Source organism: Sphingomonas hominis (genome assembly GCF_013328205.1).
GTDB lineage: Bacteria > Pseudomonadota > Alphaproteobacteria > Sphingomonadales > Sphingomonadaceae > Sphingomonas > Sphingomonas hominis.
The window spans coordinates 136,361-157,920 of sequence record NZ_JABULH010000005.1 but is presented as its reverse complement, the minus strand read 5'-3'; the positions used below and the strand labels follow the sequence as shown (position 1 = coordinate 157,920).

Sequence of the window (21,560 nt, the reverse complement as noted above, 5' to 3'; positions counted from 1 at the left end):
GTCGCGTCTTACGCGACGGGGTAGCGCAGTCGCCCGACGAAGCGCGACAGGCTGGGGCGGTAGCGCGTGCGCGCGGTGGCGCTCGCCTTGGCCTTCTCGATCGCCATGATGTTGTCGATCCGCCGTGCGAGGAATGCGCGCGTCTCGGCATGACCCTCGCTGTCGTCGTCGAGGAAGACAGTGATCGTCGCGGCGTAGGTGGCGAGCAGCATCGCGCGCTTCGTGTAATGGTTATAGTCGGTCGCGGTGTCGCCGGCGAGCCGCCACATCCGGTCGGCGCTGCGCCAGCTGAGCCGCGCAGCGCGCGCGACGTTGGTCGGCAGCGCGAGGATCGCGATCGCGCGACGCAGCGACTCGCGGTCGGGTGACAGAATCTCCAGCCGCGTCTCGATCAACGCGGTAATGCGCTGACGAACCTTCATCGCGGCAAGCGTCTCAGCGGGCAGGCGCGCCGCCATTTCGGCGTCGACGTGGTCAAACCAGGCATCGATCATCGCCGGCGCGCCGCCGTCGAAAGCAAGACGGGCCACGTCGCGGTCGATGCCCGCGCCCTCGGCGGCATAGTCGCGCGCCTCGTCGCCCCAGCCATCGAAAGCGGCGTTGCTGGCGATCGCGGGGGCGAGTTGCTGGCGCACCTCGTCGAGCGTCAGGTCGGCTGGATCGTGCGCCGCTGCCGCGCTGCCGGTCGTGTTCGCCATCGTATCGGTCATCACCGCACCTCGTCTGCCGCTAGCGGCTCCGCCGCAGTCTTTACCACTTGGGGACTGCGCCGCACCAGCACCAGCGCCACGGCCACCATCGCGGCGCCGAACAGGTCAGGCGCGCCGAGCGACTCGCCGTAGACGATCCAGCCGATCGTCGCCGCGACCACCGGCTGGAGCAGCAGCGCGAGTCCGATGACGAGCGGGCTCAATTTGCCGAGCGCGTAGATCATGCAGCCCTGCCCCACCACCTGACTGACCAGCGCGAGCCCGATCAGCGGCCACCAGTCGCCCGGCATCACGCGTTCTCCCAACGCGAGCGCGATCGCTAGCAGCGGCACGAGCGCGGCGAGTGAGGAGAGCGCGAGCGCGGGCCACGGCGCCATGGTGCGGCGCACCCCCGACATCAGCACGAAATAGACCGCGTAGAGCACGCCCGCGAGCACGCACAGCAGATCACCGACGAGGTGGCGCGGGTCGAGCTGATACGACCGCCCCATCAGCAACCCCGCGCCGAGTGCGGCGAGTAGCAGCGCCAACCCTTGCGTCCGCGATGGCCAGGCACGCGCGATGATGAAGCCGTAGATCGGAAAGATGAAGGTCGCTGAATTGCCGAACAGCGTCGCATTGGCGAGCGTCGTCTGCAGGATGCCGACGTGCCAGCTACCCAGGTCCATCGCGAAGGCGACACCCGCCAGCGCGAGCAGCAGCCACATCCTGCCCGGCAGCCGCAGCGTGGCCGCGCGCGTACCGCTCGCGATCGCGAGCACGACGATCAACGGCAGCGCGAGCGCCATGCGCCAGAAGGCGGCGGCGACCGGCCCGGTGTCGGCCAGCCGCACGAACCACGGCCCGAACGCGAGCGCGACGTTCGCCACCACGACCGCGAGCAGCGGCAGTGCGGGCGCGCGCTCGCTCGCATTCGCTTCGGCGCCGACCACCACCGCTTCGACGCCGCGCTCGACCGCTCGCGGAACCGCATCCCGGGCGAGCGCGCTTGGCGGCGGCGAAGCATTTCTTGGGTGCGCGCTCTGGTGCATGGCGCCCCTTAGCGTCCTATGTGTGCGGCGTCAGGTAGCTGAATGAAACGGAAAGGCCCATCAATGCCCAGCCTGTTCGACCCCATTACCCTCGGCACGATCGAGGCCCCCAACCGCATCCTCATGGCGCCGCTGACCCGGTCGCGCGCGACCAAGGATCACGTGCCGACTGATTTGATGATCGAATATTATCGCCAGCGCGCGTCCGCCGGGCTCATCATCTCCGAGGCGACGGGCATCAGCCGGCAGGGGCTCGGCTGGCCGAGCACGCCGGGGCTGTGGACCGACGAGCAGGTCGAGGCGTGGAAGCCGGTGACCGCGGCGGTGCACGAGGCGGGTGGGCGCATCGTCGCGCAGCTGTGGCACATGGGCCGGCTCGCGCGTCCCGACGTGACCGGCATCCAGTCGGTGTCGTCCTCGACCAAGCGCGCGCCGTACCACGATCCCGATCCGGCGAAGAACCCGTATGACACGCCGCGTGCGCTGCCGGTGGACGAGATCCGCACCACGATCGACGATTACGGCACCGCCGCGCGCAACGCGATTGCCGCCGGGTTCGACGGCGTGCAGATCCACGGCGCCAACGGCTATCTGATCGACCAATTCCTGCGCGACAACACCAACGACCGCGAGGACGAGTACGGCGGCAGCCCTGAGAACCGCATCCGCCTCATGCGCGAAGTGACCGAGCGCGTGATCGGCGAGGTGGGCGCTGGTCGTACCTCGATCCGCCTGTCGCCCAACGGCGAGACGCAGGGCGCGGACGACAGCAATCCCGAGGCGGTGTTCGTGCCTGCCGCGCGCGCGCTGAACGACCTCGGCATCGGCTTCCTCGAACTGCGTGAGGTCGGGCCTGAGGGAACGTTCGGCACCACCGACGTGGCCAAGCTCAGCCCCAAGATCCGTGAGGCATTCACCGGACCGCTGGTGCTCAACCAGGATTACACACAGGAAGCCGGGCAGGCCGATCTCGACTCAGGGGTCGCCGACGCGATCGCCTGGGGTCGGTTGTGGATCGCCAACCCCGATCTGGTGGAGCGTTTCCGTACCGGGGCCGGCTTCAACAAGCCCAATCCGAAGACCTTCTACACGCCCGGCGCCGAGGGGTACGTCGACTATCCCGCGCTGGAGCGCGCGGACGCGTGAACCGTGCCGCCCCGCCGCCCACGCGCGGCGGGGCGCTTCACGCCGGATCGGTGTAACGGTCGATCAGTGACGTGACGCCGGCGCGCAGCCGCTCGCGTACCTTCGGGTTGAACACGATCGCAGCGACCACGACCAGCAGCGGGAAGCTCGACCAGGCGAGCATGAGCAGCAGCGCGGGCGTGATGATGAGCAGCACCAGCGCGGCGAAGGCAGCCCCGCGAAGTAGGTTCGCACGGGCAGGATCGAGCGCCACCGTGCGCGGTGCGCGCTCGTCGTAGAAGGTGCGGGTGGTGAAACTGACCGTGCCATCAAAACGGGTCGCGCGCGGCAATGCGCCGGGCTGCGGCACTGACTTGCTACGCGGAACGGAAGCCCCGCCAACAACTTGATCGAGCAGCAGCGGCGTATCGTCGCGGCATGCGCCTGCGGATGATGCGGCTGGGTTCAAGCCCGGCTTGCCGCCGATCGCCCGCCCCGTCGCGGTGTCGATCACCTCCAGCCGCCGCCCACGCTCCACGACGCGGAAGCGGGTGGGCGGCATGTCCATGTGGTGGTCAGCCGAGCCGCGACTTGAGGTCGAACATCGCGAGCGCCGCCTTCGCCGCGCCACCACCCTTGTCGAGCTGCGCCGGATCGGCGCGCACGATCGCCTGCTGCTCGTTCTCGGTCGTCAGGATGCCGTTGCCGATCGGGATACCATCCATCGTCAGCGCCATGATCCCGCGCGCGCTCTCATTCGAGACGATCTCGAAATGGTAGGTCTCGCCGCGGATCACGACGCCGAGCGCGACGAATCCGTCGTAGCGCCCCGTTTCCGCCGCCAGCGCGATCGCGCCGGGCACCTCTAGCGCGCCGGGCACGGTCGCGACCTCGCATGAGTGGCCGGCCTGCTTGAGCGCGGCCTCGGCCCCCGCGACCAGCATGTCGTTCAGGTGATCGTAGAACCGCGCCTCGACGATGAGGAAATGCGCCATCTGGGTACTCCGTAATCAGTCGATCTTGCGCTCGCCGACGATCGACAGGCCGTAGCCGTCGAGCCCGACCAGCGTGTGGTGCGTGTTGGTGAGGAGCACCATGTCGTGGACGCCAAGCTCGGCGAGGATCATCGCGCCGACGCCGTAATCGCGCAATTCCTCCATCTCGACCTCGACCGGCTCGCCCACCTTCATCTTGACCGCGGTGGTGAAGGCGTCAGCGCGGTGGCGGTTGATGACGATGATGACGCCGGCACCTTCCTCGGCGATCAGCTCCATCGAGCGCGACAAGAGGCGCGAACGGTCGCTGTCCTCGCCGAACATGTCGGCGAAGGGCGATAGCGCGTGCATGCGTACCAGCGTCGGCTTGGCCGGGTCGACGCGGCCTTTCACTAGCGCGATCTGCTCGGTGCCCGTCGCCTTGTTGCGATAGGCGCGCACGGTCCAGTCGCCGCCCCAGCGGCTCTTGAATGGCGCCTCGCTCGCCAGTTCGACCAGGTGATCGTTGCGGCGGCGATAGGCGATCAGGTCGCGGATCGTGCCGATCTTGAGGTTGTGGAGCTGCGCGAACGAAACGAGGTCGTCCATCCGCGCCATTGTCCCATCCTCGTTCATGATCTCGCAGATCACGCCCGAGGGGTTGAGGCCGGCCAAACGCGACACATCGACCGCGGCCTCGGTGTGCCCGGCGCGCACCAGCACGCCGCCGTCGCGCGCAACCAGCGGGAAGACGTGGCCGGGCGTCACGATGTCGGTCTTGTCCTTGGTGCCGTCGATCGCGACCGCGATCGTGCAGGCACGGTCGGCCGCCGAGATGCCGGTCGTCACGCCCTCGCGCGCCTCGATCGAGACGGTGAAGGCGGTTTCGTGCCGGGTGCCGTTGTTGCGGCTCATCAATTCGAGCCCGAGCGTCTCGACCCGCGACTTGGTCATGGCGAGGCAGATCAGCCCGCGGCCGTGGCGCGCCATGAAGTTGATCTTCTCGGGTGTCGCCATCTGGGCGGGGATGACGAGGTCGCCCTCGTTCTCGCGATCCTCGTCGTCGACCAGGATGAACATGCGCCCGTTGCGCGCTTCGTCGATGATCTCTTCAGGGCTGGAGAGATAACCGTGCCGCAGGCGAGCGAGTTCGGGGTTAACGGCCACGGTAATGCTCCATCCTTTGGAGGTAGCGGGCGAGCACGTCGATCTCGATGTTGACCGATTGCCCGGGCGCGAGCCGGCCGAGCGTCGTCACTGCCTGGGTGTGCGGGATCAGGTTGATCGTGAAGGTGGAGCCGTTGTCCGCGTCCTCAACCGTGTTGACCGTCAGCGACACGCCGTTCACCGTCACCGAACCCTTGGGCGCGATGAACGGCGCGAGGTCGGCGGGGACGCGGATGCCGATGCGGCGCGAGTCACCGTCGGGCGTGACCTCGATCACCTCGGCCACGCCGTCGACGTGGCCGGTCACGATATGCCCGCCCAGTTCGTCGCCCAGCTTCATCGCACGTTCCAGGTTGAGCGCGGCGCCTTCGATCCACTGCCCCTCGGCGGTGCGGCTGATCGTCTCACCCGAAACATCGACCGCGAACCAGTGACGGCCGTCCTGCTGACCCTTGTCGACCACCGTCAGGCACACGCCCGAGCAGGCGATCGACGCGCCCAGGTCGACCGTATCGGTGTCGTAGGCAGTCGTGATGTGGAGGCGCGTGTCGCCGCTGCGCGCCACGCGCTCGACCGTGCCGATGTCGGAGATGATCCCGGTGAACATATGCCCTCTCAGCCGCGCTCGTAGACCTCGACGCGGTCGCTGCCAAGCGCGCGCGCGTCGTGGAGCCGCCAGCGTCCGTGCGCGTCGCTGAGGTCGGTGAGGCCGATGTTAGGCAGTGTCCGCCCGCCACCGACGACGATCGGCGCGCGGTAGATCAGCAGCCGGTCGACCAGATCATCGGCGAGGAAGGCGGCGGCGGTTCGCGCGCCGCCCTCGACCAGCAGATGATCGCCCGCGAGGGCGGCGATCTCGGCCGGCTGCGCGATCGTCCGCACGCCGTCGATCGCTCGCGATGACAGCACCACCCGCTCGGGTGCGCGCTGTTCGAGGCCGGGCAAGCGCACGTCGAGCCGCGGGCGATCCGCCTTCCACGTGCCGCGACCGACCAGGATCGCCTCGTGCCGCGCGCGTTCGAGATGCGTGTGCGCGCGCGCCTCCACGCCGGTGATCCACTGGCTGCGTCCGTCCGCCATCGCAGCGGCACCATCGAGCGACAGCGCGAGCTTGAGCGTCACGAACGGTCGCAAACGCGCGCGACGGGTGAGAAAGCCGGCCATGACTCGCGCCGCCTCGGCCTCGCGCACGCCCTGCTCGACCGCGATCCCGGCGGCACGAAGGCGCGCAATCCCCTGACCATCGGTGCGTGGATCGGGATCGCGGTGCGCCACGACGACGCGCGCGATACCCGCGGCGATCAGCAGGTCGCTGCACGCCGGCCCGCGCGGCGAGACATGCGCGCACGGCTCCAACGTCACGTAAGCGGTCGCGCCCGCGGCCCGCTCGCGCGCCTGTTCCAGCGCCATCGCCTCGGCGTGCGGACGCCCGCCCGCCTGCGTCCAGCCGCGTCCGACCACCACGCCGTCCGCCACGATCACGCAGCCGACGTTGGGATTGGGCGCGGTCATCCCGCGCGTCCGCTCGGCGAGCGCGAGGCTTGCGCCCATCCAGCGCGCGTCGTCGGCGGACGGGCGGGTCACGTGTCGGTCAGATGCCGAGGCGGTTCATCGCGTCGTCGACCTTCTTGAACGATTGCCGCATCTTCTCCTCGCGCGCCGCCTGCTTGGCCTTGGCGGCGTCGATCGCCGGCTGGTCGATCTTCTGCTGCGCGATGATCTGCGCGTCGGTGCGGTCGAGACGATATTGCTGCACGTAGATGATGTTGGGCTTGTACTCTTTCTCGAAGTACGAATCGTGCGCGAACGCCCAGATCAGCACGCTGGTGATCGTGACCGCGAGCACCAGGAACCACAATTCGTACGGCTGCCGCTGGTTCAGGAAGAAACGCAGGTCGCGGAAGGCGCGCAGCGGGGACATGCGGCTGAAGAATTGCATGGAACCGATATAGGACGCGTGCGTGACGCGTGCGAGTCCCGCCTTACCCGCGTGCCGCCGCCTCCAACCGCTCGATGCTACGCGCCTGTCCGATCAACGGCAGCAGCGCCGCCATGTCGGGGCCGTGGTCGCGGCCGGTCAGCACGCGGCGCAACGGGAGGAATAGTGCCTTTCCTTTGCGCCCGGTGTCGGCCTTGAGCGCATTGGTCAGCGCGTGCCACGGGTCGCCGGCCCAGTCGATCGCGCGCGCGGCGGCGGCGGCTTGCGCGAGGTAATCGGCGTCCTCGCCCGCGGCCACCGTCTCGATTGGCCCCTCGACGACGTGCCACCAGTCCGCCGCTTCGGCGACGGTATGGAGGTTGGGGCGCACCGCCTCCCACCCGGCCGCATCCATGCCCGCGGGCAGGCGATCGGCGACCACGCCGTAATCGAGCTGGTGGATGACGCGCGCGTTGACCTGCGCGAGCTCGGCCTCGTCGAAGCGCGCCGGCGCGCGGCCGAAATGCGCGAAGTCGAACGCGGCGACGAGCGGGGCGGGGTCGACCATCGGCTCGACGGGATCGCTGGTGCCGAGCCGCGCAAGCAGCGAGACGATCGCGGCGGGCTCGATCCCGCTCTCGCGCAGCTCGTTCATGCCCAGCGCGCCCAATCGCTTGGACAGCTTGCCCTCGCTGCCGGTCAGCAGCGCCTCGTGCGCGAAACGCGGGTGCGCCGCCCCCATCGCGTCGAACATCTGCAGCTGCAGCGCGGTGTTCGACACGTGATCCTCGCCGCGCACGACATGGGTGACGCCCATGTCCACGTCGTCGATCGCGCTCGGCAGCAGGTAGAGCCACGAGCCGTCGGCGCGGCGGATGACGGGGTCGCTCAACTGCGCGGGGTCGAACGACTGGGGTCCGCGGATCAGGTCGTCCCAGGTGATCGGCGCGGCGTGATCGAGCCGGAAGCGCCAGTGCGGGCGCGTGCCCTCCGCCTCGAAGCGCGCGTGATCCTCGGCCGTCAGCGACAGCGCGGCGCGGTCGTACACCGGCGGCAACCCGCGCCCGCGCGCGATCTTGCGCTTGAGGTCGAGCTCCTGCGCACTCTCGTATGCCGGGTAGATCCGCCCCGCCGCGCGTAGCTCCTCGAACACCGCGTCGTAGCGCTCGAAACGCGCCGACTGCCGCTCCTCACGATCGGGGTGGAGGCCGAGCCAGGCGAGGTCGGCGCGGATCGCGTCGACGAACCGCTCCTCGCTGCGCGCCGCGTCGGTGTCGTCGATGCGCAGGATGAAGTGCCCGCCGTTCTTCTTCGCCCACATCCAATTGTGCAACGCCGCGCGCACGTTGCCGACGTGGAGCCGGCCGGTCGGCGAAGGGGCGAAACGGGTGACGATCGGGGAAGCGGTCATGCGCGCGGCCCTAGAGAAGCGTGAGCGTACGCTCAACCTCGCCGCTCAGATGCGGCAGCCGTACAGCACCGTTGTTCCCGACTGATGCCGCACCGCGCCGCAGCGCAGCCGCACCACCGACCCGCGGGTCAGCAGTTGCAGCGCGTCGCGCTGGTCGCCCGCCAGGTCAGCGATCACGTAATTGCCGCGCGAACGCCCTTCCAGGCTGAGCGCGGGCGGCGAGTCGGACAGCAGCCCGATCACCGTGCCGCGCACCGTCACGGGGCCGGGGAACTCCTCGCCCGCGCGGTCGGGATCGTCGTCGAACGCGGTGTCGATCGCGGCGGCGGGGATCGCCGCCTCGCCGTTCGGGTTGAGCGATGCGGTCGAGCCGATCTCGTCGCCGGTTTGCGCCACCTCCAGCGTCGGGGATGGTGTGGGGGTCGGCTCAGGCTCGGGCAGCGGCGCGCTCGCCACCTCGGCGGGTTCGCTGCTGGGTTCGGGGGCGGGCTCGCTCGCGTTGGTCGCGACCTCGGCGACGGGTCGCGCGCCGTCGCGCTGCTGCCAGAATACGACCGCGAGCACCGCCGCCGCGATCAGCGCCAGGATCACCAGCAACCGCGTGCCGGTGCTGGTGCCGCCCTCGTCCGCGTCCTCCTCGTCGTCGTCGTCGCGCCGCGTCGGAGCGGGGGCGAGCGGGGGCGGCAGCGATGCACGTCGCGGCTCGGCGCGTTCACCCGTCGTCGCGCCTAAAACCGCGCCGGTGCGCGGCGCGGGGCCGAAATGCAGACCATCGGCCGGCAGCTCGGGTCCGCTCGCGGCAGGGGGCACGAGCGGCGCGCGCGGGCGCTCAGGCTCAACAGCGCGGTCGGCGTCCGTCGGCGGGTCGAGCGTTGGGGCGGCCGCGCCGCAGCGCGGGCAGAAGCGTGCCTGATCGGGCAATCGCGTGCCGCATTGGGTGCAGAATGCCATTGCTCACCTTTCACGCAGACGGACAGCAACGCCTAGCGCGCGCGAGCACGCCCGAACAGTCCCGCTAGCGTGCGCGTCAGAACAGCCCTGGCGTCTCGCGCTGCGCGGTCGACGGACGCTCCGGGCTGAGCAATTGCTGGCGCTGCGCGAACGGCGTCGTGGCACGCTCCACCGAAGCGGTGGCCCCGATCCGCGTGCAGCCGCGCCCTTGCAGGAAGTTGAGCGCGGCGCGCGTCGACGCTTCGCGCGGGTCGCCCATCTGATAGGTCGCATCGTCCACCGCCTGGCACGACGTTTCCACCTTGGTCGCCAGCCCGTCGTAATAATCGCCCTGACGCGACGCATTCTGCAGCGCGAGCGCGATCACGCGCAGCCGGTCGTCGCATTGCGACCGGTCGAGCGCGATCTGCCCGACCGGCTTGCCATAGGTGTTGCTGCCGATCAGCGCGACGTTGCTCCGAAGGTACGGCAGCATCGAGTTGATGACGTACTCGCTCGCCGACGCGGTGCTGCCGGTGCCGATAAAGGCGATCTTGGTCGGTGCGATCGATTGCGGCTGCGGCGAGAAATAGGTCGTCTCGTTCTGCGATGCCTTGGACGGGCGGAACGTGATATAGCTCTGCACGTCGTTGGTGGACCGCGCACCACCGAGCAGGTCGGTGAACAATTCCGCGATCGAGAGCGACCCGCCGCCGTTGTAGCGCACGTCGACGATCACGTTGGTGATGCCGGCGTCGCGGAATTGCTGAAACGCCGATCGCAGCCCGGCATCGGCGGTGCCGATAAAGGTGCGCAGGTTGACGTAACCGACGCGCATCCCGTTGTCGGTGATGATCTTCGCGCCGTAGCGCGACGACACCGGCGTCAGGTTGAAGTCCGCCTTGGTCAGCGTGACGTTGCGCGTTCCGCTGTTGTCCGACACGCGCAGCACGCGCGTCGTGCCCGCATTGTCGGGGCCGAGCGCGTCGACCACGCCCTGCGGGCCGTTCGCCGCGATCAGGTCGCTGGTGGTGCGCAGCGTATCGGCGCTGGTCCCGATCGCCAGGATCTCGGTGCCGCGGTCGAGCCCGGCGGCGAGCGCGGGTGCGCCTTCGAACGCTTCAATGATGCCGACGCGGCGGTTGGTGGTGTCGTAACCCAGCCGGATGCCGAACCCGCCGCTCGCGCCGGCGCTATAATAGGCATTCTCCTCGGCGATCGAGGTCAGATAGGTGAAATACCGATCCTTGCGCTGCGCGCGCGCAGTGGCGGTCAGCGCGTCGACGTAATCGTCCACCGTGGAATAGCCCGCCGGGCTGAGCGAGGCCGGCAGCGTTTCGGGAAACAGATACCATTCGTTCAACTGGGCGAACGCCCAATCCTGCCGCTCGCGCAGCGAACAGCCCGCCGCCGCGGTCGGTGTCGGGGAAGCGGCGGGTGTGGGCGTCGGCGCCGATGCAATCGGAACGCCGCTGCCCGACCCGCCACCATCGCCGCCACCGCATGATGCGAGCAGTGCCGCACTTGCCAGCAAACCGGAAAAACGCCCCGCACGCATCTCACTCTCCACTCAACCATCATCGCTCGCCGCGTGATGGTGCAGCGTCGTCGTCGCGACGCGCGGGCGCAAGCGGAATCGTGCAGGCATCCACTCGGAGTGACGGTTGCCGCTCGTCTTGCGCGCGGGTCGACGCTACATCATCGCCCGTTATGAGCCGCAACCTCCTCTTCTTGGCGCCCGCGCTGCTGACGCTGGGCGCCTGTCAGCAGCCGTCGAACGAGGCACCGTCGGTGCCGGAGCCGGTCACCACCGTCGGCAATTACGTCGCGCGGGTCGAGGCATTGGGCGAGCGGCAGCGCTTCGGCGTGCTGTTCCGCGCGGTGCGCGACGCCGGGCAGGACTGCCAGGAGCTGACCGACGCCACCGCGACCAAGACGACCGACGGTCGCCCGGCGTGGATCGTCACCTGCGACGCGCGCACGCGCTGGACGGTGGTGTTGAGCAACGACGGCACCGCGCTGGTGACGCCCGTGTCGCAGGCGCGCTGAGCTACCGTCCGATCAACCGCAGCGTCGCGGCGTCGGGCGCGGGGAAAAAGGTATCGAGCGCGCGGGCGACGGCGGGCGGCGCGCCCGCGGCGTCGAACAGCGTCAGCGACGAGCGCAGCTTCACCGCGTCGATCTCGCCCATGATTGCGCGCGCATCGCGCCCGGTGTGGCGCAGCAGCGCGTCGACGCAGGCGAGATAGCGCGTCCCGAGCAGCGGGTGCGCCAGATAGGCGCGCGCTTCATCCAGGTCGGCAATCGCATAATGGATCGCGGTGGCGCTGCGGCCCAGCCCGGCGATCTGCGGAAAGATGAACCACATCCAGTGGCTGCGCTTCGCCCCGGCGGTGAGCTCGGCCAGCGCACTGTCGTAACTGTCGGCCTGCGCGGCGACGAAACGGTTGAGGGGGTCGGACATAGGGCGATAACGCCGGCGGCCCTGCGCGGGTGCCGCGATCAGACGATCGCGCTACCCGGGTCGATCCACAACAGCATGGCGGTGGTCACGATGCTCGCCAAGACGAGTGCGAGCGGACGGTGAGCGAGACCGGTCATTGCCGACCTCACGCGATCGGCGACACGGGAACCGCGGCGCCGATCATCAGCGCGGCGACCGAGAAAGCGGCAACGAGGGCGAATGCCTGGCGAGCGACGGCGTCAAAGGTGCGGATCATGGTGGTGAACTCCTGTTGCTCGATCGGCCGTTCCGATCGATGCAAGAGGCGTAGCACCCAGCGTGCCAATTTCAGTATTCGTTCACGATCAACAGCTTAGCACTGAGCGATCGAGCAGGTTGGCGCGATCCGCCGCATGGTCGCGGCGATCCGCGCCACTTTATGGCGCGACCATCGTGCGGCCACGCCCGGCCTGCTTGGCGGCGTAGAGCGCGCGGTCGGCGCGTTCCATCAGCGGGATCAGCGTGTCGCTCGCTTGTCCCAGCGCCACCCCGGCGGAGAAGTTGATCGTCCCGATCGGACGATCGGTGTCGCGGTCGCGCAATCGTCGCGCGCCGATCGCGTCGCGCGCCGCCTCGATCCGCGATCGTACCTCGCCGACATTGCGCGATTCGAACAACAGGGCGAACTCCTCGCCGCCGTAGCGCGCGACGGTGCACCCGACCTCGCGCTCGAGCAATTGCGCGACCAGCTTCAGCACGCGGTCGCCGACCGCGTGGCCGAAGGCGTCGTTGACGCGCTTGAAGAAGTCGATGTCGCAGATCGCGACCGCCACCGGCGTGTCGGGGGACAACGCGGTGAAGGCGTCGTCGAACGCGCGGCGGTTGGGCAGCTCGGTCAGTGGGTCGGTCTGCGCGCTGGTGCGTGCCTCCTCCAACGCCGCGCGCAGTTCCGCCGTCTCGTGCTTCGCTTGTTCCAACCGCGATTCGGCCTGGTGGACCCGCTCGATCATCGCCGCGGTCAGGTGCGAGATCCGCTCTACCCCGGCATCGGCACCACCGACGCGGATCGCCTCGGCCGTCGCCGCCAGATCGCGGCCGAAATGGTTGGTTTCGCTGTGGATCGCGTGCAGCGTGTCGCTGAACCCCGCGACCTGCGCCAGCGCGCGCGCGGCCAGCGCATCGTCGCGCTGGTCGGGCGGCGAGGCGACCGGGGCGGGCGCAGCAGGCGTGGCGGGTGCGGATGGGACCGGGCCAGCCTGCGCCGGTGAGGTCACCAGCGCGATTGGCGCCGCACTGCGCGCACTGCCACCCAGCCGAACGATGTCGCCGCCCGACAGGCGCACGCCGTCCTGCGTCAACCGCGCGACCTCGCGCGCGCGCGGGCAGTCGGGATGACACACGACGTCATAGGCGAGGGCGTAATTGACCGGGTCGGGGTGCAGCCAATGTTCGCCCAGGAACGCCATGATCCGCGCCACCATCGTGTTCGCATCGGTGGCGTCGTGTACGTTCCGCAATCTCGTCGCCACGCCTTAACCCCCCAGCCGCGATCCCCGTTCGGCACCGCGATAGGACAGGATTGCTAACATCCCGTGTGTGACGCGGCGTTTTCTCTTATGATTGTTGCGTCAGGCCGGTGACCGGCGACTCAGCGCGCCGCCAACCGCTTCACCGCCGCCAGCGTCGTCTGCACGTGCTCGGCCGGGTTCATGTCGGCGTGGACGAAGGCGATACGACCGTCGCGGCCGATGACGTAGCTGGTGCGGCTGGTCACGTTGCGTCCCTTGATCGCCTGGCCCAGCGCCACGTCATACCCTGCGATCACGCGCGGCCCGGCGCTCGCCACCGCGAACTTGCCCGCGCACTCGCTCGACGAGAATTTCTGCAGCGTCGGCACGTCGTCGGCCGACATGCCGATTACGCGCGCGCCCGCCGCCTCGAACTGCGGCACGGCCTCGGCAAAAGCGCGCGCCTCCGCGTTGCAGCCGCCGGTGAACGCCGCGGGGAAGAAGTAGAGCACAACCGGACCGCGACGCAGTTCCTTGGCGAGGTCAACCGAGATCACCTTGCCCGCCATCGCACCGCGCGTGGAGAACGTCGGCGCCTTGGCACCGGTCGCGAGCGTCGCCGCGGCGGGCAGGGCAGCGAGGGTCGCGGCGGCGGCGATGATGGTGGCGAAGGCACGCATGAGTATAGGTCTCCTGTTGCGCCGCATCCTAGCGCCGCGCCGCGCACCGCGATAGGCACCACGTTTATGCCCGTACGCCCCGCCGACATCCAACTCGCCCACCGCCTCGCCGACGCCGCCGGCGCGGTGATCCGACCGTATTTCCGCGCCGACGCCGGCGTGCGGATGAAGGACGACCAATCTCCCGTCACGCTCGCCGACACCGAGGCGGAGGCCGCGATGCGCCGCATCCTCGACGCCGAACGCTCGGGCGACGGCATCGTCGGCGAGGAATATGGCGAGAAGCCGGGCGTCACCGGGCGGCAATGGGTGCTCGATCCGATCGATGGCACGCGTAGCTTCACGGTTGGGCGCGCAATCTTCGGCACGCTGATCGCGCTGGTCGAGGATGGCTGGCCGGTGCTCGGAATCATCGACCAGCCGGTACAGCGCGAGCGCTGGATCGGTGTCGCCGGCCGCGCGACCGAGTTCAACGGTGCGCCGGCACGCACCCGTGCCTGTGCCGCGCTCGCGGGCGCGACGATCGCGACAACCAGCCCGCACCTGTTCGGCGACGGCGACGTGCCGCATTATTTGTCGCTGGTCGCGGCGGTCAGCGGCGGCTCGCCCAGGCAGGGTCCGGTCTATGGCGGGGACTGCTACAATTACGGACTGCTCGCCAGCGGCCACCTCGACCTGGTGTGCGAATCGGGGCTCCAGCTCTACGATTTCGCCGCGCTAGTGCCGGTGGTTGAGGGCGCCGGCGGGCGGATGTGCGACTGGAACGGCGATCCGCTGACCGCGGCGAGCGCGGGCCACGTGCTTGCGATCGGCGACCCCGCGCGCACCGACGACGTGCTGGAAGCGCTGCACGGCGCGCATGACCATGGGCACGCGCACGACCACGATCATTGAGGCGCGGGTAATTTCGCGCCGCGCGCGCGTTGTGGGGCGATGACCGTCTCCACCCCGCCGCGCTATGCTTATCGCCCGATCACCGATCGTCCCGACTACGACTGGCCCGAGGGCAAGCGGCTCGCGATCTACTTCGGCATTAATTACGAGGTGTTCGACTTCGGCGGCGGGATGGGTGCCGAGCTCGCCCCGCCCAAGAACCAGCCCGACGTGCTCAACTATGCGTGGCGCGATTACGGCAACCGCGTCGGCGCGTGGCGGCTGTTTGATTTGTTCGACCGGCTCGGCTTACCCGCCACCGCGCTGCTCAACGCCGACGTGCTCGCGACCTGCCCCGGCCTCGCCGAGGCGTGCGTCGCGCGCGGCTACGAGATTGCGGCGCACGGAGAGAGCAACGCCGCCGCGCAGGGCGAGCTGTCGCAATCCGACGAACGCGATCTGATCGCGCGCACCACCGACGCGCTGGCGGCGCTCGGCACGCGGCCGACCGGCTGGCTCGGGCCGTGGATCTCCGAAAGCCACGACACGCCCGATCTGCTGCACCAGGCTGGTTACCGTTACACGCTCGACTGGGCGCACGACGACCAGCCGACGTGGCTGTCGACCGACACGGGCCGGCTGCTGTCGGTGCCCTATTCGCAGGAGATCAACGACATTCCCGCGATCGTCGCGCGCAACGGCGAGGCATCGCAGTTCGCCGCGACGATCGAGGATGCGGTGGCGCAATTGCTCAGCGAGTGCGACCGCCGCCCGCTGGTGCTCGGCGTCGCGCTCCACCCGTATATCATGGGTCAGGCGCACCGTTTGCCGCCGCTCGCGCGCGCCTTAGAGCGGCTACGCGCCGATAACGACCCACGCATCTGGTGGACGACGGCCGGCCAGATCGCCGACCACGTGATCGAGCACGATCTGGGCGTTTAGGCGCCCGCTTATCGGGCTAGAAGATGCCGAGGAACTTCTTGCGCTTCGGCTTGGCGCTTCCCCCCACGTCGTCGCGCGCCTCGCCCTTAACAGTGCGCTGGGCGGCGGCAGTCTTGCCCGCCAGCACCGGGCCGCACGCCGCGGCCTTGGCGTCGCCCGGATCGATGAACGCGATCAACCCCGCGACCGGCGTCGCCAGCACCGCCAGCCCCAGTCCGACGCCCGCGCGCGACAACAGCTCGGGCGTGATGATCTGCAATCCCGGCTGCGCGAACGTGCCCTTGATCCCGACCGGCGATTGGCCGGAGAACAGGCTGAACTTCTTCGAATCGGCTTTGAACGCCAAGTCGACGCCCTCGGTGCGGAAACTGAACCCGCCGCGCGCGGTGACGACGTTCTTGCGCGTGTCGATCAGCACCGGGTCCGCCGCCGCCACCCCGCCGCGCACGGTGAAGCCGATCAACCCGCAGTTGATGTTCACCGGCTCTTTCAGCGCACCCGAGAACATCTTCTGCACGAACGTTCCGATGTCGAGCTCGGCCAGTTCGGCATTGCGCGTCCACAGCGTGCCGGCGGGCAGCACGAACGCGATCCGCCCGCGCGCGGTGCTGAGCGAATCGTGGATCGTGTCGCCGCGTCCCGCCAATTGGATGCGCCCGCGCACCGTGCCGCTCGTTCCCGCCTCCGCGACGCCCCAGCCCGCCAGCAACCGCCCGAGCGGGGTAGGGGCTAGCCGGATGTCATAGGACACCGCACTCGGCCGCTGGCGCGTGTCGAACACCAGGTCCGACGCCACGTTGCCGCGCGCCATCGCGAAGGTCAGGGGCGCGACGGTCAGCTTGCCGCGGTCGAGGTTCAGCGTCACGTCGACGTCGCTGATCGGCACCCGGCGCGAGCGTACCGCCTGAATCGTCCATTTCAGATCGGCGTCGAACCGCCGCATCGTCTCCACCGGGAAGGCCGCGTCGGGCATCAGCCGTGCCGGCGCCGCACCCGTCTCCGCCGCCGCGGCGGTCACGCCCTTGGTCGCGACCGTGTCGGGGTTGAACCCGATAAAGGGTGCCGCGTCGACGATGTCGAGGCTGCGCGTCGCTAGCTGCGAATCGAGGTGCAGCCGCGCGCCGTTGGTGATCGTCAGCCGACCCGCCAGGTCGGTCTGCCCGGCGGTGCCGGTGATGCGGGTGAAGCGGTATTCGTCGCCCGCCTTCACCATCTGCCCGCGTAGAGCGTAGGTCCGCGTCTGTGGGATCGCCACGTCGATGATGCCGAGCAGCGTCGACAGGTCGCGCCCCCGCGCGCTGACGCGCAGCGGCACGTCCTCGATATCGGCCAGGCTCGGCAGCGTGCCCGCGATATCGACCGTGTTGCCCGCGGCGCGTGCCGTCGCGACCAGCTTGTTCTCGCCGCGGTTGGCGGTGGTGTCGGGCGACAGCAGTTGCGCGGACACGCTGAACGGCGTCGATCGGATCGTGCCCGCGCCCTTCACCCCCACCGCCTGCCCGATCCGCGCCTGAACCGAGCGGATCGTGTCGACGTCGAGATCGGCGAGCAACCGCATGCGCGGATCGCGGTAACGCACGCTCGTGCCCGCCACGGTCGCGCGGTCGATCCGCGGCAGCTCGAACGGCTTGCCGCCCTTCTTCTCGCTGAAGGTCCAGGTGTTGCGATCGTGGCGCTCGTTCCACTCCATATCGAGCGCCGCGTTCGTCAGGTCGAGCCAATAGAGCCGCCGCCGCCCGAAGATCAGCGACAAGGGCGCGATCCGCGTGTCGATCCGCTCGGCCTCGAACAGGTTCGGCTTGGTCGCCCAATCGGGATTGGAGATGCGCAACCGCTCGGCGTGGAACTTGATCTGGAACGGCGCGAAATAGAGCTGGAAGTCGCCGCCGACGCGCACCTCGCGGTGTGTCATGCGGCCGACGATCCGCTCGAATGGCGATTTCAGGAAGCGCCCCTTGGTGACGAACAGGATCGCCCAAGCGGCGAAGATCGTGCCCAGCACAGCCAGGACGATGTTGCGCGCAACCCGCCGACGCCTGGACGCGACCGGGCCGGTCGCGTTTGCGCGCTCGACCGGTTCGTCGGGCTGGGTCGTCGTCGTCATGACGGGAGCGCAATGGTCGAACGCGGTGCTTGGTTGCATGGGAGCGGGTGGGGAGCAGGACGGTTGCATCGCGCGCGATCCGCGGCTAAGGCGCGCAGCTTCCGTGAGCGAGGCGCTTAAAGGAACGGCCCGGCCATCTGGGGCTGCCGCGGCCGTTTTCAGCCTCCTCTCAACCGAAAGGACCAAAATGCCCAAGCTGAAGACCAAGAGCGGCGTCAAGAAGCGCTTCAAGCTCACCGCCACCGGCCTGCTCAAGCACGGCGTCGCCGGCAAGCGCCACCGCCTGTTGCACCACAACGGCAAGTACATCCGCCAGAACCGCGGCACCAAGGTGCTGTCGAAGGCGGACACGGCGGCCGTGAAGGCCTGGGCCCCCTACGGCCTGAACTGAGCGAGAAGGACTGAGATATGGCACGCGTCAAGCGGGGCGTAACCACTCGCGCCAAGCACAAGAACATTCTGGAACAGGCCAAGGGTTACCGCGGCCGTCGCAAGAACACGATCCGCGTCGCGCGGCAGGCGGTCGAGAAGGCCGGCCAGTACGCGTATCGCGACCGGAAGGTGAAGAAGCGCACCTTCCGCGGCCTGTGGATCCAGCGCATCAACGCCGGCGTCCGCGCCGAGGGGTTGAGCTACAGCCAGTTCATGCACGGGCTGAAGCTCGCCGGGATCGAACTGGACCGGAAGGTCCTGGCCGATATCGCGATGCACGAGGGCGAAGCCTTCACCGCGATCATCGCGCAGGCGAAGGCCGCACTGCCGGAGCAGCAGCAGGCCGCCTGATCGAACGATCCGGTTGATCCAGAAAGGGTGTCGGTGGAGCGATCCACCGGCGCCTTTTTCGTTGCGCGTCTTCTCGCGGAAGCTACGCGATCGATCCGGCGTAGCGCCACCCCCACCCGTCATCCCGGGCTCGATCCGGGATCCCGCTTCTTGGTGCACCGGCTCGGAAGTGGTTCACGCCTCAGGGTCGAAGGCGGACAGGAGTTGCTCGCCAGCAGCCGCTTCGACTGTTCGTGCCATGCCGAAGTCGACTCACATCTCCGCCGCCGTCGCGCCCGAATAAGCGGGGCCCCGGATCAAGTCCGGGGTGACGGGTGGGTAGAGACGGCATCTACATCCGCTCAATGCATCGTGTATTTGCGAGCCCCACCGACGCGTGGGTCGATCACCGCAGCAGCCGGGATGACGAGTGGTGGGAGGCTCCTACAACCGCGTCACCGCGCCGTGGACCCGCTATCCGCCACCGACCGCGCGCGTGCCTCGGCCGCGGCGTCCGCAGCCCCGGTGTCCAGCCCGGTATCGACCGGGTTCGCCGCATTCGCGCCGCCCCCGCTCGCTGCGGCCGAGGCTGCCGCCGCATCAGCCGCATCCTGCCCGCCCATGCCGCCACCGCCGCCGGCATCGCTGCCCGGCGTGCCGCCGTTGGTATCGCGCAGCACGTTCGCCGCGGTCGCGTCGTCGCGTGCGTCGGTGCCGATATCCTCGGGTGCAGCGTTCGGGTCGGTCATCGCCATCTCCTTGTTTTCAGGCTGTGAACGAGCGGGATGGGCGGATGATCCGCGATCGGCTACAGGCCATGCATGTCCGCGCTGTCGATCCTCGCCGCCGTCACGCTGTCCGCGATCGCGATGACGCTGATCGTCGGCGTGCGCTACCTGATTACCTCGGCCGGGTTCGCGTGGGCGACGAAGCTCAGGCATCCAGGCCTCTACACCGGGCTCGATCCGCAGATCCGGCGCGAGATCTGGTGGAGCCTCGTCTCCGCCGCGATCTACGGCATACCCGCGGGCGTGCTCGCCTGGGGGTGGGACAATCACGGCTGGACCCGCGTCTACCGCGACGTGCACGATTTCCCCTTGTGGTACCTGCCCGTGTCGGTGCTCGCCTATCTGTTCCTGCACGACACCTGGTTCTACTGGACGCACCGCTGGATGCACCGGCCGCGGCCGTTCAAGCTCGCGCATGCCGTTCACCATGCCAGCCGCCCGCCGACCGCCTGGGCGGCGATGGCATTCCACCCGATCGAGGCATTGACCGGCGCTGTGGCAATTCCGCTACTGGTGCTCGCGATTCCGATCCACGTCGCAGCCCTCGGCTTGGTGCTGACGATCATGACCGTTATGGGTGTGACCAACCATATGGGGTGGGAGATTTTCCCCCGGTTCATGTGGCGGGGGGTAGTGGGACGCTGGCTGATCACGGCCAGCCATCATCAGCGTCACCACGAACGATATGGGTGCAATTATGGGCTTTATTTCCGGTTCTGGGACCGGGTTTGCGGCACCGACGATGGGGTCGGCGACTTCACCCGCGCCCATGCCAAGGCGCGCGCGCGTGGGCATGCTGGCGAGCGCCACGTTGTTGCTGATGGGGGCAGCGCCGGTCGCGTCGCTTGACGTCGGCATCGACCATCTGCGCTCGACCAAGGGGATGCTGCGCGTCTGCCTGACCGCGGATGCGGAGAACTTTCCGTCGTGCGTCGACGACAAGGATGCGGTGACGCGCAACGTGCCCGCGACGACGCACGGCCTGCGCTTCGCCGGCCTGCCTTATGGCAATTACGCCGTGGCGGTGATCCACGACGAGAACGGCAACGCCAAGCTCGACACGTTCGCGGGCATCCCGCGCGAGGGCTTCGGCTTCTCGCGCAATCCGCCGATCCGCTTCGGCGCGCCGCGCTTTTCCGCCGCGCGCTTCGCGATCGCGGGTGATGCACAACGGCAACAGATCGGCATGCGCTACATGCTGTAAGGACGTAAGCGGACACAAAGCCGTAAACGCTCGTTCACGCGGGCAGATCAAAGGGGAAATTTTGTGTCCGCTGTTCGTCCCGTCGCCGTTCGCTCGCTCCGTCCGCTCCGCCTCGCCACGCTGGCGGTCGCCGCCGCGTCGTCGCTCCTTGCCGCTCCGGTGCTGGCGCAGTCCGCGCCGGTCGACCCCAACGCCCCGCCGATGCCGGTGCCCAACGCCAACGGCAACACGGTAACCGTCGCGGTGGCGGGTGCGTGGTTGCCCGATTACGAAGGCTCGAACGATTACTCGCTGACGCCCGCGCCGGCGGCGATCGGCACGCTGGGCGGCGTCTCGTTCCAGGTGCTCGGCAACCGTGCCTCGGTCGATCTGATCGCCGAGCCCACCGACGCCAAATGGGATTTCCAGGCTGGCCCCGTCGGGCTGGTCAACTTCAACCGGGTCAGCCGCAAGGGCATCGACGATCCCCGCGTCAAGGCGCTGCCGACCACCTCGACCGCGCTCGAACTCGGCGGCTATGTCGGCGTCGGCAAGGTCGGCGTCATCACCAGCGATTACGACAAGCTGACGGTGTCGGTCAGCTATCGCTACGACGTGACCGGCATTCACGACAGCGGCGTGATCCAGCCCTCGATCAGCTATTACACCCCGCTCAGCACCAAGGCGGCGATCGGCATCTTCGGCTCGGCCGAGAAGGTCGAGCGCGAATATGGCCGCACCTATTTCGACGTCCGCCCACAGGACGTGGCGGCGAGCGGCCTGCCCGCGTTCCGCACGCGCGGCGGGTGGAAGAACTACGTCGTCGGCTTCGCCGGCACCTATTCGCTGACCGGCGACCTGCTGCACGGGTTCAAGGTGATCGCGGGCGGCACCTACAAAAGGATGCTCAACGACTTCGGCGACACGCCGATCGTCAGCATCGCGGGTTCGCGTGATCAGTGGCTCGGCGCAGTGGGCATCGGCTACACCTTCTGACCTTACCTTGGGTAG

25 protein-coding genes are annotated in these 21,560 nt (G+C 68.9%); 9 read left to right on the top strand and 16 right to left on the bottom strand.

Features of this window, described 5'->3' with window-relative positions:
* Nucleotides 1–8: 8 nt before the first annotated feature.
* Complete coding sequence (locus tag HRV97_RS12510; protein ID WP_246248708.1) at nucleotides 9–710, bottom strand: COQ9 family protein; 702 nt, start codon at nucleotides 708–710, stop codon at nucleotides 9–11.
* A complete protein-coding gene (locus tag HRV97_RS12505) occupies nucleotides 710–1,741 on the bottom strand; it encodes a DMT family transporter (RefSeq protein ID WP_174194602.1) in 1,032 nt (343 codons plus the stop codon). Before HRV97_RS12505 ends, HRV97_RS12510 begins: the two co-directional genes overlap by 1 nt.
* Before the next feature lie 63 nt (nucleotides 1,742–1,804).
* On the opposite strand from HRV97_RS12505, the gene HRV97_RS12500 reads away from it, so the two are divergent.
* Nucleotides 1,805–2,887, top strand: a complete 1,083-nt coding sequence (locus HRV97_RS12500; RefSeq protein WP_174194601.1) for an alkene reductase — start codon at nucleotides 1,805–1,807, stop codon at nucleotides 2,885–2,887.
* Between the two features lie 37 nt (nucleotides 2,888–2,924).
* On the opposite strand, the gene HRV97_RS12495 is transcribed toward HRV97_RS12500, so the two are convergent.
* The 9 genes from HRV97_RS12495 to HRV97_RS12455 form a co-directional block, all read right to left on the bottom strand.
* Nucleotides 2,925–3,434, bottom strand: coding sequence for a hypothetical protein (locus tag HRV97_RS12495; RefSeq protein WP_174194600.1), 510 nt, complete (start codon nucleotides 3,432–3,434; stop codon nucleotides 2,925–2,927).
* Nucleotides 3,435–3,441: 7 nt separating this feature from the next.
* The gene (gene ribH, locus HRV97_RS12490; protein ID WP_174194599.1) at nucleotides 3,442–3,861 is read right to left on the bottom strand and encodes a 6,7-dimethyl-8-ribityllumazine synthase; all 420 of its coding nucleotides are present in this window, start codon (nucleotides 3,859–3,861) and stop codon (nucleotides 3,442–3,444) included.
* A gap of 15 nt (nucleotides 3,862–3,876) precedes the next feature.
* The gene (gene ribB, locus HRV97_RS12485) at nucleotides 3,877–5,007 is read right to left on the bottom strand and encodes a 3,4-dihydroxy-2-butanone-4-phosphate synthase (RefSeq protein WP_174194598.1); all 1,131 of its coding nucleotides are present in this window, start codon (nucleotides 5,005–5,007) and stop codon (nucleotides 3,877–3,879) included.
* Complete coding sequence (locus HRV97_RS12480) at nucleotides 4,997–5,614, bottom strand: riboflavin synthase (protein WP_174194597.1); 618 nt, start codon at nucleotides 5,612–5,614, stop codon at nucleotides 4,997–4,999. The genes ribB and HRV97_RS12480 overlap by 11 nt, the downstream gene beginning before the upstream one ends.
* 8 nt (nucleotides 5,615–5,622) lie before the next feature.
* Nucleotides 5,623–6,591: a bifunctional diaminohydroxyphosphoribosylaminopyrimidine deaminase/5-amino-6-(5-phosphoribosylamino)uracil reductase RibD gene (gene ribD / locus HRV97_RS12475; protein ID WP_343044503.1), complete on the bottom strand. Its 969-nt coding sequence runs from the start codon at nucleotides 6,589–6,591 to the stop codon at nucleotides 5,623–5,625.
* A gap of 7 nt (nucleotides 6,592–6,598) precedes the next feature.
* Nucleotides 6,599–6,946 carry a hypothetical protein gene (locus HRV97_RS12470; protein WP_174194596.1) on the bottom strand — a complete coding sequence of 116 codons (348 nt, stop codon included), beginning with the start codon at nucleotides 6,944–6,946 and terminating at the stop codon, nucleotides 6,599–6,601.
* 43 nt (nucleotides 6,947–6,989) lie between these two features.
* Nucleotides 6,990–8,336: a glutamate--tRNA ligase gene (locus HRV97_RS12465; protein ID WP_174194595.1), complete on the bottom strand. Its 1,347-nt coding sequence runs from the start codon at nucleotides 8,334–8,336 to the stop codon at nucleotides 6,990–6,992.
* Between the two features lie 45 nt (nucleotides 8,337–8,381).
* Entirely contained in the window at nucleotides 8,382–9,287 is a 906-nt protein-coding gene (locus HRV97_RS12460) for a zinc ribbon domain-containing protein (RefSeq protein WP_174194594.1), read from the bottom strand.
* A 76-nt stretch (nucleotides 9,288–9,363) separates the two neighbouring features.
* On the bottom strand, nucleotides 9,364–10,824 hold the full coding sequence (locus HRV97_RS12455; RefSeq protein ID WP_174194593.1) for a S41 family peptidase: 1,461 nt from the start codon (nucleotides 10,822–10,824) through the stop codon (nucleotides 9,364–9,366).
* A gap of 152 nt (nucleotides 10,825–10,976) precedes the next feature.
* Between HRV97_RS12455 and HRV97_RS12450 the strand changes: the two genes are divergently transcribed.
* Entirely contained in the window at nucleotides 10,977–11,315 is a 339-nt protein-coding gene (locus tag HRV97_RS12450; RefSeq protein WP_174194592.1) for a hypothetical protein, read from the top strand.
* Nucleotide 11,316: 1 nt separating this feature from the next.
* Here the strand turns inward: HRV97_RS12450 and HRV97_RS12445 are convergent, their stop codons facing one another.
* The 3 genes from HRV97_RS12445 to HRV97_RS12435 form a co-directional block, all read right to left on the bottom strand.
* The gene (locus HRV97_RS12445; RefSeq protein WP_174194591.1) at nucleotides 11,317–11,730 is read right to left on the bottom strand and encodes a DUF1810 domain-containing protein; all 414 of its coding nucleotides are present in this window, start codon (nucleotides 11,728–11,730) and stop codon (nucleotides 11,317–11,319) included.
* 416 nt (nucleotides 11,731–12,146) lie between these two features.
* Nucleotides 12,147–13,226 (bottom strand): GGDEF domain-containing protein, encoded by a 1,080-nt coding sequence (locus HRV97_RS12440; protein WP_246248707.1) that lies wholly within the window; start codon nucleotides 13,224–13,226, stop codon nucleotides 12,147–12,149.
* Nucleotides 13,227–13,357: 131 nt separating this feature from the next.
* Entirely contained in the window at nucleotides 13,358–13,897 is a 540-nt protein-coding gene (locus HRV97_RS12435; RefSeq protein WP_174194590.1) for a peroxiredoxin, read from the bottom strand.
* A gap of 66 nt (nucleotides 13,898–13,963) precedes the next feature.
* Here HRV97_RS12435 and HRV97_RS12430 point away from each other — a divergent pair, with 66 nt between their 5' ends.
* Together HRV97_RS12430 and HRV97_RS12425 are read left to right on the top strand one after the other, a co-directional pair.
* Nucleotides 13,964–14,791, top strand: a complete 828-nt coding sequence (locus HRV97_RS12430) for an inositol monophosphatase family protein (protein ID WP_174194589.1) — start codon at nucleotides 13,964–13,966, stop codon at nucleotides 14,789–14,791.
* A gap of 39 nt (nucleotides 14,792–14,830) precedes the next feature.
* Nucleotides 14,831–15,712 (top strand): polysaccharide deacetylase family protein, encoded by an 882-nt coding sequence (locus tag HRV97_RS12425; protein WP_174194588.1) that lies wholly within the window; start codon nucleotides 14,831–14,833, stop codon nucleotides 15,710–15,712.
* Between the two features lie 16 nt (nucleotides 15,713–15,728).
* Here HRV97_RS12425 and HRV97_RS12420 read toward each other — a convergent pair whose 3' ends face one another.
* Nucleotides 15,729–17,816 (bottom strand): AsmA family protein, encoded by a 2,088-nt coding sequence (locus HRV97_RS12420; RefSeq protein ID WP_174194587.1) that lies wholly within the window; start codon nucleotides 17,814–17,816, stop codon nucleotides 15,729–15,731.
* A 187-nt stretch (nucleotides 17,817–18,003) separates the two neighbouring features.
* On the opposite strand from HRV97_RS12420, the gene rpmI reads away from it, so the two are divergent.
* Entirely contained in the window at nucleotides 18,004–18,207 is a 204-nt protein-coding gene (gene rpmI / locus HRV97_RS12415) for a 50S ribosomal protein L35 (protein ID WP_174194586.1), read from the top strand.
* Between the two features lie 17 nt (nucleotides 18,208–18,224).
* Complete coding sequence (gene rplT, locus HRV97_RS12410) at nucleotides 18,225–18,599, top strand: 50S ribosomal protein L20 (protein WP_174194585.1); 375 nt, start codon at nucleotides 18,225–18,227, stop codon at nucleotides 18,597–18,599.
* A gap of 434 nt (nucleotides 18,600–19,033) precedes the next feature.
* Here the strand turns inward: rplT and HRV97_RS12405 are convergent, their stop codons facing one another.
* Entirely contained in the window at nucleotides 19,034–19,327 is a 294-nt protein-coding gene (locus tag HRV97_RS12405; RefSeq protein ID WP_174194584.1) for a hypothetical protein, read from the bottom strand.
* Between the two features lie 72 nt (nucleotides 19,328–19,399).
* On the opposite strand from HRV97_RS12405, the gene HRV97_RS12400 reads away from it, so the two are divergent.
* The 3 genes from HRV97_RS12400 to HRV97_RS12390 all read left to right on the top strand — a co-directional run bounded on the left by HRV97_RS12400 (nucleotide 19,400) and on the right by HRV97_RS12390 (nucleotide 21,545).
* Entirely contained in the window at nucleotides 19,400–20,215 is an 816-nt protein-coding gene (locus tag HRV97_RS12400) for a sterol desaturase family protein (RefSeq protein ID WP_174194583.1), read from the top strand.
* Complete coding sequence (locus tag HRV97_RS12395) at nucleotides 20,160–20,570, top strand: DUF2141 domain-containing protein (RefSeq protein WP_174194582.1); 411 nt, start codon at nucleotides 20,160–20,162, stop codon at nucleotides 20,568–20,570. The genes HRV97_RS12400 and HRV97_RS12395 overlap by 56 nt, the downstream gene beginning before the upstream one ends.
* 63 nt (nucleotides 20,571–20,633) lie before the next feature.
* Nucleotides 20,634–21,545: a MipA/OmpV family protein gene (locus HRV97_RS12390; protein ID WP_343044502.1), complete on the top strand. Its 912-nt coding sequence runs from the start codon at nucleotides 20,634–20,636 to the stop codon at nucleotides 21,543–21,545.
* Nucleotides 21,546–21,560 lie beyond the last annotated feature (15 nt).